A 12,013-nucleotide genomic window follows, 5' to 3' on the forward strand; every position below is an offset into this window, starting at 1 on the left:
TTCGCGCGCACCCCCGACTCGCTCGCGCGCGCGTGGTTCACGGACGAGGAGATGGCGCGTTCGCTGGACTTCCTCGCCGCCGAGCAGGAGGAGGACGGCGGCTGGCCCGTTCGCTGGCGCCAGTGGGCACCGGCTCCGGCCCTGGAGGCGCGCGCCGGCGTGACCATCGAGGCGCTGCGCACCCTCAGGGCGTACGGCCGCTACGTCGGCTGACCCGGCGCTCAGCCGGTCAGGGCGCGTATGCCAGCGGTCACCACCACGGCCACCGCGACGACCACCAGGAACGGCGCCCGGAGCAGCAGTGCCAAGGCCGCCGCGGCCACTCCTGCGGCCCGCGCGTCCAGGACGAGGGCATGGCCGTCGGCGAAGGTCTGCTGGGCGGTGAGCGCGGCCAGCAGGGCGACGGGCAGCAGCGCGGCGAGCTTCTTGACCAGCGGCCGTTCCACGGCGCTCGCGGGCACGAGCAGTCCGGCGAGCTTGACGGCGTAGCAGCCGAGCGCGGTGACGCCGATGGCGAGCCAGGTGTTCAACGGTCCTCCTCGGGGGCGTCCGGCCGCCGGGCGGAGCGGGCCCGCAGACCTTGGACGAACAGGGCGAGCGGCGCCGCCAGGGCCGCCACCAGGACGGGCGCCCCGGCGGGCAGTACGGGCAGCAGGCCGAGGCCCAGGACGACCGCGAGTGCGGCGACCGCGCGTTCGGTGAAGGTGGTCAGCATGGGGGCGAGCAGCGCCAGGAAGACGGCGGGTCCGGCCGCGTCCAGCCCCCAGGCGTCGGTGTCCCCGAGGGCCTGCGCGCCGAGGGCGCCGAGCAGGGTGGTGAGGTTCCACAGCACGTAGAGGCTGAGCCCGGTGACGGTGAAGCCGAGGCGCGCGGAGCGGCGGTCAGGCTGGGCCACGGTGACGGCGGTGGTCTCGTCGATCACCCATTGGGCGGCGAACGGCCGCAAGGCGCGCGGGAGGGCGAGCAACTGCGAGAGCCGCAGCCCGTAGAAGGCGTTGCGCACGCCCAGGAAGAACGCCCCCGCCGCGGCCGTGAACGGGTTCCCGCCGGCCGCGAGCGCCCCTACGAGGGCGAACTGGGAGGCGCCGGTGAAGACCAGGAGGCTGAGTGCGCAGGTCTGGAGGAGTCCGAGTCCGCTGCCGGCCGAGGTGACGCCGAAGGCGAAGCCGGAGAGCCCTACGGCGACGCCGACCCCGAGGGCGTCCCGTACGACGGCGCTGTCCGGCTTTCCCGCGTCCTCGGCGGCCCTGTCCGCGAGTGCTGTCTGTCGCTGTGCCACGCCCCGGACGCTACGGCCGCCCGCCCGGCGCCGTCTTGTACGTTGTTGCGCCCGCCCACGTTCTCGCGTTCGCGCTGGTAGGCGCCCGGCGGCACGCCGACGATGCGGGCGAAGTGGCGGTTGAGATGGGGCTGGTCGGTGAAGCCGACGAGCGCGGCGGCCTCGGCGGGCGGGGTGCCGGTGTCCAGCAGGAGCCGGGCGCGTCGTACGCGCGCGTCGGTGAGCCAGGTGTGCGGGGGCATGCCGTAGGCGTCCCGGAAGGCCCGCAGCAGGGCGAAGCGGCTGGTGCCGAGGTCGGTGGCCAGGCGCTCCAGGCCGGGCGGCTCCGCCATCCGCTCCTCCAGCACGGCACGCGCGCGTGCGGCGATCCCGGCGCCGGCCGAGCGGGTGCGGCGCTCGGGCAGCGGGCCGCCGTTGAGCCGCAGCAGCCTGGTCACCGCGACGCTCAGCAGGGTGTCGGCGGCCAGCGCGTTGCCCTCCTCGGCGGCGCGCAGGATCTGGTGGACGAGGCGGACGGTGTACGGGTCGTCCACCATCGGCGAGACGAAGCCGGGCGTGCCCCGGATGGTGGTCGTCTCGGCCGCTATCCGGGCCACCACCTCGGGCGAGGGGTAGACCGCGCCGTACCGCCAGCCCTCGGGGACGCCCGCGCGCCCGGTGTGCGGGGTGTCCGGGTTGACCAGGGCGAGGGCGCCCGCGCCCACGGAGACGTCGGCGCCCCGGTGGTGGAAGACCTCGACGCCGTCCGCGATGGCGGCGATCACGAAGTTCTCGTGGGTGTGGCGGACGAAGGTCTTGCGGATGTAGCGGGCGCGGAGCAGGTCGACGCCGGGCAGTTCCGCGTACCGCCAGTGCCGTGCCCGCTCGTCTGAACCCGCCATACGCCCATTGTCGGCCACGTCCGCCGGTCGCGGCACGTCCCGGTCCGTCCCGTTTGCCCAGGTCAGCCCGTTTGTCAGTGGGCGGGTGCAGGATAGAGGGATGGTCAGTCCCGCCCACCCGGCCCTCGAAGGCTTCTCCCCCGCGACCCGCGAATGGTTCACGGGGGCGTTCCACGCGCCCACCGAGGCCCAGGCCGGCGCCTGGAAGGCGATCAACGAGGGATCGGACGCGCTGGTGGTGGCGCCGACCGGCTCCGGCAAGACGCTGGCCGCCTTCCTCGCCGCCCTGGACCAGTTGGCTTCCACCCCGCCCCCGGCCGACCCGAAGAAGCGCTGCCGGGTGCTGTACGTGTCCCCGCTGAAGGCGCTCGCGGTCGATGTGGAGCGCAATCTGCGCAGCCCGCTGACCGGCATCCGCCAGGAGTCCGTGCGCCTGGGCCTGCCCGAGCCCGAGATCAAGGTGGGCATCCGCTCCGGCGACACCCCGCCCGCCGAGCGGCGCGCCCTGGTGACCCGGCCGCCGGACATCCTGATCACCACCCCCGAGTCGCTGTTCCTGATGCTGACCTCGTCCGCGCGGGACGCGCTCACCGGCATCGAGACCGTGATCCTGGACGAGGTGCACGCGGTCGCGGGCACCAAGCGCGGCGCGCACCTCGCGCTGTCCCTGGAGCGGCTGGACGAGCTGCTGCCCAAGCCCGCCCGCCGGATCGGCCTGTCGGCGACCGTGCGGCCGGTGGACGAGGTGGCCCGCTATCTCTCGCCCCAGCGCAAGGTGGAGATCGTCCAGCCCGAGTCGGGCAAGGAGTTCGACCTGTCGGTGGTCGTGCCCGTCGAGGACATGGGCGAGCTGGGCGGCTCCCCCGCTGCCGACGGCGACGACAAGGCGGAGAAGCCCTCGATCTGGCCGCACGTCGAGGAGAAGATCGCCGACCTGGTCCAGTCGCACCGCTCGACCATCGTGTTCGCGAACTCCCGCCGGCTGGCGGAGCGGCTGTGCAACCGGCTCAACGAGATCGCCTACGAGCGCGCCACCGGCGAGAAGCTGGACGAGCACCACTCCCCGGCCGAGCTGATGGGCGGCTCGGGCGCGGCCCAGGGCGCCCCCCAGGTGATCGCCCGTGCGCACCACGGCTCGGTCTCCAAGGAGCAGCGCGCGCTCGTCGAGGAGGACCTCAAGGCCGGGCGGCTGCCCGCCGTGGTGGCCACCTCCAGCCTGGAGCTGGGCATCGACATGGGCGCCGTCGACCTGGTCGTCCAGGTCGAGTCCCCGCCCTCGGTCGCCTCCGGCCTCCAGCGCGTGGGCCGGGCCGGGCACCAGGTGGGCGCCGTCTCCACCGGCGTGGTCTTCCCCAAGTACCGGGGCGACCTGGTGCAGGCGGCCGTGGTCACCGAGCGGATGCGCTCGGGCGGGATCGAGTCACTGCGGGTGCCGTCCAACCCGCTGGACGTGCTGGCCCAGCAGATCGTCGCCATGACGGCGCTGGACACCTGGCAGTTCGACGACCTGCTGGCCACCGTGCGGCGCGCGGCCCCCTTCGCCTCGCTCCCCGAGTCCGCGTTCACCGCCACCCTGGACATGCTCGCGGGCCGCTACCCGTCGGACGCGTTCGCGGAACTGCGCCCCCGTGTGGTGTGGGACCGCGTGGCCGGAACCATCAGCGGCAGGCCCGGTGCCCAGCGGCTCGCCGTCACCTCCGGCGGCACCATCCCCGACCGGGGCCTGTTCGGCGTCTTCCTCGCCGGTTCCGACCCCAAGAAGGGCGGCGGCCGGGTCGGCGAGCTGGACGAGGAGATGGTGTACGAGTCCCGCGTGGGCGACGTCTTCACGCTGGGCACGAGTTCCTGGCGCATCGAGGACATCACCCGCGACCGGGTCCTGGTCTCCCCCGCGCCCGGTGTGCCGGGCCGGCTGCCGTTCTGGAAGGGCGACCAGCTCGGCCGCCCGCTCGAACTGGGCCGCGCGCTCGGCGCGTTCCTGCGCGAGGTCGGCGCGCTGTCCGAGGAGGACGCCCGGCTGCGCCTGCTCACCGCGGGCCTGGACGCGTGGGCGGCGGACAACGTCCTGTCCTACCTGGCCGAGCAGCGCGAGGCCTGCGGGCACGTCCCGGACGACCGCACCATCGTCGTGGAGCGCTTCCGGGACGAGCTGGGCGACTGGCGGGTCGTGATCCACTCCCCCTTCGGCGCCCAGGTGCACGCCCCCTGGGCGCTCGCGCTGGGCGCCCGCCTCTCCGAGCGGTACGGCATGGACGCACAGGTCATGCACGCCGACGACGGCATCGTGCTGCGCCTGCCCGACGCCGACCTGATGGGCCTGGACCTGCTGGACCAGAGCCCCGGCAAGGGCGGCACGGAGTACGACGGCGAACAGGCTCCGGTCGGCGCGGCGGACGTCGCCTTCGACAAGGGCGAGGTCGACCAGGTCGTCACCGACCAGGTCGGCGGCTCGGCCCTGTTCGCCTCCCGCTTCCGGGAGTGCGCCGCCCGCGCGCTGCTGCTGCCGCGCCGCAACCCCGGCAAGCGCACCCCGCTGTGGCAGCAGCGCCAGCGCGCCGCTCAGCTGTTGGAGGTGGCCAGCGAGTTCGGGTCCTTCCCGATCGTTCTGGAGGCGATCCGCGAGTGCCTCCAGGACGTGTTCGACGTGCCCGGCCTGGTCGAGCTGATGGGCGACATCGAGTCCCGCAAGGTCAGCCTGGTCGAGGTCACCACCCCCGAACCCTCCCCGTTCGCCCGCTCCCTGCTGTTCGGTTACGTCGCCCAGTTCCTCTACGAGGGCGACTCCCCGCTCGCCGAGCGCCGTGCCGCCGCGCTCTCCCTGGACTCCCGGCTGCTGGCCGAGCTGCTGGGCCAGGCGGAGCTGCGGGAGCTGCTCGACGCCGAGGTGCTGACCGAGCTGGAGCGCGAACTCCAGTGGCTCACCGAGGACCGGCGCGCCAAGGACCCGGAGAGCGTCGCGGACCTGCTCCGGCTGCTGGGCCCGCTGACCGAAGCCGAGCTGGCCGAGCGGGGCGCCGAACCGGAGTGGGCGCGTGAACTGGCCGCCGCCCGGCGGGTCATCAAGGTGCGCGTCGCGGGTGCGGACCACTGGGCGGCCGTCGAGGACGCCGGGCGTCTGCGCGACGCACTGGGCACTGCGCTGCCGGTCGGTGTCCCCGAGGCGTTCACCGAGCCGGTGAAGGACCCGCTCGGCGACCTCCTCGCGCGCTACGCCCGTACCCACGGCCCCTTCACTTCGGCCTCCGCCGCCGCGCGCTTCGGTCTGGGCGTCGCGGTCACCGAGGGCGCCCTCCAGCGGCTGGCCGCCGGCGGCCGGGTCGTGCAGGGCGAGTTCCATCCGGCGGGCATCGGCCAGGAGTGGTGCGACGCCACGGTGCTGCGCCGGCTGCGCCGCCGTTCGCTGGCCGCGCTGCGGCACGAGCTGGAGCCGGTGCCGCCCGCCGCGCTCGCCCAGTTCCTCCCGCAGTGGCAGCACATCGGCAAGGGCCACACGCTGCGCGGCACCGACGGACTGGTGCGCGCCATCGAGCAGTTGCAGGGCGCCTCGGTGCCCGCCTCCGCGCTGGAGAAGCTGGTCCTGCCGTCCCGCGTGGCGGACTACAAGCCCTCGATGCTGGACGAACTCACCGCGGCGGGCGAGGTCGTGTGGGCCGGGGCGGGCTCGCTGCCCGGCAAGGACGGCTGGGTCTCGCTCTACCTCGCGGACACCGCTCCCCTGTTGCTGCCGCCCCCGCACCCCCTGGAGCTGAGCCCGCTCCACCAGTCGGTCCTGGACACGCTCTCCGGCGGATACGGCCTGTTCTTCCGGCAGATCGCCGACCAGGTCCGCGCCACCACGCACCCCGAGGCGAGCGACGCCCACCTGGCAGACGCCCTGTGGGACCTGGCCTGGTCGGGCCGGCTCACCAACGACACCCTGGCCCCGATGCGCGCCCTGCTGGGCTCGGGCCGTACGGCGGGCGCGACGGCCCACCGTGCCAAACGCAACGTCCCGCGCGGGCGTTACGGCTCTCTGACCGCCGCCGCCCGCGCCACCTCGCGATCCGGCCCGCCGACCGTGGGGGGCCGCTGGTCGTTGTTGCCCGTGCCCGAGCCGGACGCCACCGTGCGTGCCCACGCGCGTGCGCGTGCCCTACTGGACCGGCACGGGGTGGTGACGCGCGGTGCCGTGGGCGCGGAGGGAGTCGAGGGCGGCTTCTCGGCGGTGTACCGGGTGCTGTCCGTGTTCGAGGAGAGCGGCCAGGCCCGGCGCGGCTATGTGGTCGAGGGCCTCGGCGCCGCCCAGTTCGCCATGGACGGCGCGGTCGACCGCCTCCGCGCGGTGTCCAACGCCCGCGACCGGGGCGAGCAGGTCATGCCCGTCCCTGCCCCTGCGGGCAACGGCGCTCTCCCGCCCTTCCCCGGCGACGGCCACACCGCGTCGGACGCCTTCGACCCGTCCTCCGGCGGCTTCGGACACCCGAGCCTCGACGGCGACTTCGCCTGGCCGCCCCGGGGCGGGGACGACGGCGGTCTCCCGCGCCCCTTCGGCCCGGCGACCATCACCGACCCGTACGCCTCCCCCGGCCAGGGCGGTCCGCGCGGCGGCTCGGGCTACGGCTCCCTTGCGAGCCGGAGCTACGGCCCCCGTACGCGGGACACCGCCCCCGAGTCCAAAGCGGTGGTCCTCGCCGCCGCCGACCCCGCCAACGCGTACGGCGCCGCCCTGCCCTGGCCCGAACCCCCGACCGGCGCCGGGCACAAGCCGGGCCGCAAGGCGGGCTCACTCGTCGTCCTGGTGGAGGGCGAGCTGACCCTGTACATGGAGCGCGGCGGCAAGACCCTGCTGGCCTGGCCCACCGACCCGGACTCCGCGGCGGCCGACGACCCCCGCCTGCGCGCGGCGGCGGAGGCCCTGGCGGCCGCCGCCCGCGCCGGCTCCCTCGGCACGGTCACCGTGGAGCGGATCAACGGCACCGCGGCCCTGACCTCGGCCCTGGGCCCCCTGCTGGAAGGCACCGGCTTCATAGCGACGCCACGCGGCCTGCGCCTGCGCGCGTGAGCCCGGCGGCCGGGGAAGGCCACCGCGCCGTGGCACCCTGGACGCATGCCCGAAGGTGACACGGTGTGGCAGACCGCGAAGCGGCTGCACGACGCGCTCGCGGGCAGGGTGCTGACCCACAGCGACTTCCGGGTGCCGCAGTACGCGACGGTCGACCTGACCGGCCGCACCGTGCTGAACACCGCCCCGCGCGGCAAACACCTGCTCACTCGCTTCGAGGGCGGCCTCACCCTGCACACGCATCTGCGGATGGAGGGCGCCTGGAAGGTGTACGGCCCCGGCGATCCCTGGCGGGGCGGCGCCGGACATCAGATCCGCATCGTCCTGGGCGCCGACGACCGCATGGCCGTGGGCTACCGCCTCTCGGTGCTCGAGCTGCTGCGCACCGAGGACGAGGAGCGCGTCGTAGGCCATCTGGGGCCCGACCTCCTCGGCCCCGACTGGGACCCGGAGCTCGCCCTCGCCAACCTGTACGCCGACCCGGACCGGGCCCTCGGCGAGGCCCTGCTCGACCAGCGCAATCTCGCCGGGATCGGCAACGTCTACAAGAGCGAGCTGTGCTTCCTGCTCGGCGTGACCCCCTGGCTTCCGGTCGGCTCACTCCCCGAGGACCGCGCCGCACAGCTTCCCGGCATGGCCCAGCGCCTGCTGGAGGTCAACCGGGCCCGCCCGGTCCGCCAGACAACCGGCCTGCCCCGGAACGACCTCTACGTCTACGGCCGCGCCTCCCGCCCCTGCCTGCGCTGCCGCACCCGCGTACGCGTGGCCGACCAGGGCGACGGCACCCAGGAGCGCCCCACCTACTGGTGTCCCACCTGCCAGAGCGGCCCCGCCCCCGCACCCGGCACCGCCCAGCGCTGGCGGGAGCGTTACCCGCGCCCCGCGCGCTGACTCCCCGCCGGCCGAACGCCAAGCGAATCCGGGCCCCCGCCCAGACCCAAGCGCAGGCCCCACCCGGAGCAGCCCCCGCTCACCCCGCCCCCGATTCACCCGAACGAGTTACCCCAGCACCCGCTTCCGCGCCCGAACCCTCCCCCGTGGTCCGCCAAGCCTCCCGCCACCGCCCGGTCCGCACCGCCCCCTCGGCCCGGTCCTTGGTGACACAGTGCACCGGCAGCACCCCCAGCCCCCAGCCCCCGAGCACCACGGACCCCTCCAGCACCCCTGCGCCGTCCCCCAGGGTCAGCCGCAGCACGGCCCACCACCACACCGCGCCGAACCCCAGACCTGCCCCCCAGCGCACTATTCGCCCGTCCATGGACCCGCCACCTCCAGCCGGAGAAGCTAGAACACCACCTGCCACCTGCGGGAGGCGCACCGCAGGGCTCACCGGAGCAGCGCCGGGCAGACGCCCGGAACGACCGGCCCGGAAGCCCGGTTGTTCTAAGCACTCTCGGCCTGAAACATCCAATGGTGTTTCTCGAGGTCGCCCGTGATCTGGATGAACATGTCCTGGGTCACGGGGTCGGCGTCGCCGGTGGCGTTCACCCGCTCCCGCATCCGGCCGATGACCGCGCCGAGGGCGGCGACCATCCCGGCGACCGCGTCCGTGTCCTTGATCCAGCCGGCCGGCGGGACCTTGATGCCGGTGCCGGAGGCGACCGTGGACGCCCGTCCGTCCGGCGGAACGCCCAGCGCCGAGGAGCGTTCGGCCACCAGGTCGGAGGCGGTGCGCGCGGACAGGACCACCTCGTCGAGCTGGAGGTGGATGGACCGGAAGCGTGGCCCGACCACGTTCCAGTGGATCTGCTTGGCGACCAGCGAGAGGTCGATCAGGTCCACGAGCGCCCCCTGCAGGGCCTCGGAGACGGTCTTCAGCTCGGCCTCGGGAAGGGAACTCTTCACCACATACATCCGCTGTCCTCGGGTCTTCGGCGGGTTTGGGGTCCCTCCCACCATGACCGGGCCACTCGCACCGGGCAAACGGAGCAAAGAACCCGAAAAGCATCTGGAGAAGCGCATGAGAAAGCCCCGGCCGCGCCTCACCTGAAAGATCCAGGGAGGCCCGGGCGGGGCTCACACATATCGGGCGCTAGGCCGCGTGCGCGCAGGTCACGCGGCGACCACGCCCACCGCTTCGGCGGGTGCCTTGATGGTCACCCGTTCCGGTGGCACACCGGTCACCGACACGGAACCCAGCATCGGCCGGACCGGTGCCGGTACGCCGTCGGTGGCGGCGGCGGACTGGGCCAGCTCGGCGAGTGCGAGTTCGTCACTCACCTCACGCATGAGTTCCGACATCCGTACGTCCAGCGCGTCGCAGATCGCGGAGAGCAGTTCGGAGGAAGCCTCCTTCTGCCCCCGCTCCACCTCGGAGAGATAGCCGAGTGAGACCCGGGCAGACGAGGAGACTTCGCGCAGAGTACGGCCCTGGCGCTGGCGCTGCCGACGCAGCACGTCACCCAGCAGGCGACGGAGCAGAATCATCGGTGGCTCCCTCCTCGGACCGCGTAGCCGCATCCTTCTCGCCCCACCGTACCGCCTCGCGCCGCGGCCGTGCGGGGAGCGATGTCGTGTTCACTCAGGGCTGCAAACATCAAAACCCCCCGTTCCGTTCCGTATCCTGTGCCCGCTCATTTCCGGTCTGTTCGCCCGCAAGCTCCGCAAGAAGCAGTGCGAGTACGCTCCGTACACTCTCCATACGAATTTCCGCGCGGCCGCCGTTCAACCGCAGGGCCTCCACTTTTCCGCCCGAGGCGGAAGGCGAACCCTGCCTAAGAGGTCCGTCGACGGCCACGTACACCGTGCCGACCGGCTGCCCGTCCTGCGGATCGGGGCCGGCCACCCCGGTGGTGGCGATGCCCCAGTCGGCACCGAGGGCCTCCCGCACACCGGCCGCCATCTGGGCCGCGACCTGCGGGTCCACCGCGCCGGACCGCTCCAGCAGACCGGCGTCGACGCCGAGGAGCCGGTGCTTCAGCTCGGTGGCGTAGGCGGTGACCGAACCCCGGAACACCTGGGAGGCGCCGGGGACCGAGGTGATCTCGGCGGCGACCAGACCACCGGTCAGCGACTCGGCCACGGCGAGCGTCTCGCCGTTCACTTTGAGTAGCCGCACCAATTCGGTGGCCGTGGGGTTCACGCTTCTCGCTCTTCCAACGCCGCCGCCCGCTCCGCGATTCCCCGGCGGCGCAGCACGATGGCCTGTCTCACATAGTCGAGGCCGGTGACCACCGTGAGGACGACCGCAGCCGCCATCACCCAGAACCGCAGCGTGGCCAGCCAGCCGGTCAGCGCGAGCACGTACATGCCGACCGCGACGCCCTGGATGAGCGTCTTCAGCTTGCCGCCCCGGCTCGCCGGGATGACGCCGTACCGGATGACCACGAAGCGCAGCAGGGTGATGCCGAGTTCCCGGCCCAGGATGACCACCGTCACCCACCAGGGCAGGTCGCCCAGGGAGGACAGGCAGATCAGCGCCGCGCCCATGATCGCCTTGTCCGCTATCGGATCGGCGATCTTCCCGAAGTCGGTGACCAGGTTGTAGGTGCGCGCCAGGTGCCCGTCGAACAGGTCGGTGATCATGGCGACCGCGAAGGCCGCCCAGGCGAAGGAGCGCCAGGCCGGGTCGTAGCCGCCGTCCGCCAGCATCAGCGCCACGAAGCCCGGCACCAGAAGCAGGCGCAGCATGGTGAGCAGATTGGCGACGTTCCAGACGCTGGCCTGGTTGACGGCCGCGGCCGCGAGCTTGCCGCCGCGCGGGTGCCGCGCCTCCATGGCGACGGCCGGGTCGGAGACCTCCGGAGCACCGTCGACGGCCTGGCCGGTCACGCCGCGCGCGCCGGAGGAGCCGCCCGAGGCGGATGCCGGGACTCCGGTCATCTGGCCGCCTCCTCGCTGCCCACCGACGAGCCCGGAAGCGGCTCGGCCACCAGGTCGACCCCCTCGGTGCCGACCACCTTCGCCTCGACCATACGTCCCACGGCGAGACCCTCGCCGCTCGTGAGCAGCACCTGGCCGTCCGTCTCCGGGGCCTGGTGCGCGGCGCGGCCGTACACCCCGTCCTCGCCGTCGACGGACTCCACCAGGACACGCACGGTTTCCCCGAGGCGCTCCTCGGCGCGCTGCGAGACGAGCTCCTCGGCGAGCCGGGAGATGTGGGCGAGGCGCTCGGCCACCACGTCCTCGTCGAGCTTGGTGTCGTACGTGGCCGCCTCCGTGCCCTCCTCGTCGGAGTAGCCGAAGACCCCGATGGCGTCCAGGCGGGCGCCGGTCAGGAAGCGCTCCAGCTCGGCCAGGTCGCCCTCGCTCTCGCCGGGGAAGCCGACGATGAAGTTGGAGCGGACGCCGGCCTCGGGGGCCTTGTTCCGGATGGTGTCCAGCAGCTCCAGGAAGCGGTCGGTGTCACCGAAGCGGCGCATGGCGCGCAGCACGTTCGGCGCGGAGTGCTGGAAGGACAGGTCGAAGTACGGCACGACCTTCGGGGTGGAGGTCAGCACGTCGATCAGGCCGGGGCGCATCTCGGCCGGCTGGAGGTAGCTGACGCGCACCCGCTCGATGCCGTCGACCTCGGCCAGCTCGGGCAGCAGGGCCTCCAGCAGGCGGATGTCGCCCAGGTCCTTGCCGTAGGAGGTGTTGTTCTCGGAGACCAGCATGACCTCCTTCACGCCCTGCTCGGCCAGCCAGCGCGTCTCGTTGAGGACGTCGCTGGGACGGCGGGAGATGAAGGAGCCGCGGAAGGACGGGATGGCGCAGAAGGAGCAGCGCCGGTCGCAGCCGGAGGCGAGCTTGACCGAGGCGACCGGGGAACCGTCGAGGCGGCGGCGCAGGGGCGCGCGCGGGCCGGAGGCGGGAGCGAGGCCGTCCGGGAGG

11 protein-coding genes and 1 pseudogene are annotated in these 12,013 nt (G+C 73.6%); 3 read left to right on the forward strand and 9 right to left on the reverse strand.

The window, feature by feature from the left end; translation table 11 throughout:
- A pseudogene (locus tag GT030_RS09040) lies at positions 1–213 on the forward strand (hypothetical protein); the annotation flags it as partial.
- A gap of 8 nt (positions 214–221) precedes the next feature.
- Here the strand turns inward: GT030_RS09040 and GT030_RS09045 are convergent.
- The 3 genes from GT030_RS09045 to GT030_RS09055 are packed head-to-tail and all read right to left on the reverse strand — an operon-like array spanning position 222 to position 2,160.
- Entirely contained in the window at positions 222–530 is a 309-nt protein-coding gene (locus GT030_RS09045) for an AzlD domain-containing protein (protein ID WP_161200647.1), read from the reverse strand.
- Entirely contained in the window at positions 527–1,279 is a 753-nt protein-coding gene (locus GT030_RS09050) for an AzlC family ABC transporter permease (RefSeq protein WP_161200648.1), read from the reverse strand. Before GT030_RS09050 ends, GT030_RS09045 begins: the two co-directional genes overlap by 4 nt.
- A complete protein-coding gene (locus tag GT030_RS09055) occupies positions 1,177–2,160 on the reverse strand; it encodes an AraC family transcriptional regulator (protein ID WP_161200649.1) in 984 nt (327 codons plus the stop codon). Before GT030_RS09055 ends, GT030_RS09050 begins: the two co-directional genes overlap by 103 nt.
- A gap of 100 nt (positions 2,161–2,260) precedes the next feature.
- Here GT030_RS09055 and GT030_RS09060 point away from each other — a divergent pair, with 100 nt between their 5' ends.
- Together GT030_RS09060 and GT030_RS09065 are read left to right on the forward strand one after the other, a co-directional pair.
- Positions 2,261–7,201: an ATP-dependent helicase gene (locus GT030_RS09060; protein WP_161200650.1), complete on the forward strand. Its 4,941-nt coding sequence runs from the start codon at positions 2,261–2,263 to the stop codon at positions 7,199–7,201.
- Between the two features lie 45 nt (positions 7,202–7,246).
- Complete coding sequence (locus GT030_RS09065) at positions 7,247–8,092, forward strand: Fpg/Nei family DNA glycosylase (RefSeq protein WP_161200651.1); 846 nt, start codon at positions 7,247–7,249, stop codon at positions 8,090–8,092.
- A 79-nt stretch (positions 8,093–8,171) separates the two neighbouring features.
- Here the strand turns inward: GT030_RS09065 and GT030_RS09070 are convergent, their stop codons facing one another.
- From GT030_RS09070 to GT030_RS09095, 6 genes are all read right to left on the reverse strand, one after another.
- Entirely contained in the window at positions 8,172–8,459 is a 288-nt protein-coding gene (locus GT030_RS09070; protein ID WP_237522281.1) for a hypothetical protein, read from the reverse strand.
- Between the two features lie 125 nt (positions 8,460–8,584).
- The gene (locus GT030_RS09075) at positions 8,585–9,055 is read right to left on the reverse strand and encodes a DNA starvation/stationary phase protection protein (protein WP_161200652.1); all 471 of its coding nucleotides are present in this window, start codon (positions 9,053–9,055) and stop codon (positions 8,585–8,587) included.
- Positions 9,056–9,253: 198 nt separating this feature from the next.
- Positions 9,254–9,628 (reverse strand): helix-turn-helix transcriptional regulator, encoded by a 375-nt coding sequence (locus tag GT030_RS09080; RefSeq protein ID WP_161200653.1) that lies wholly within the window; start codon positions 9,626–9,628, stop codon positions 9,254–9,256.
- A 109-nt stretch (positions 9,629–9,737) separates the two neighbouring features.
- A complete protein-coding gene (locus GT030_RS09085; protein ID WP_161200654.1) occupies positions 9,738–10,283 on the reverse strand; it encodes a CinA family protein in 546 nt (181 codons plus the stop codon).
- Positions 10,280–11,023, reverse strand: coding sequence for a CDP-diacylglycerol--glycerol-3-phosphate 3-phosphatidyltransferase (gene pgsA, locus GT030_RS09090; RefSeq protein ID WP_161200655.1), 744 nt, complete (start codon positions 11,021–11,023; stop codon positions 10,280–10,282). Before pgsA ends, GT030_RS09085 begins: the two co-directional genes overlap by 4 nt.
- Positions 11,020–12,013: MiaB/RimO family radical SAM methylthiotransferase (locus GT030_RS09095; protein ID WP_161200656.1), on the reverse strand; the 994-nt coding region annotated here is incomplete at its 5' end. The genes GT030_RS09095 and pgsA, both read right to left, overlap by 4 nt.

It is taken from the genome of Streptomyces sp. SID1328 (assembly GCF_009865595.1).
In the GTDB taxonomy this organism is placed as follows: Bacteria; Actinomycetota; Actinomycetes; order Streptomycetales; family Streptomycetaceae; genus Streptomyces; species Streptomyces griseoluteus.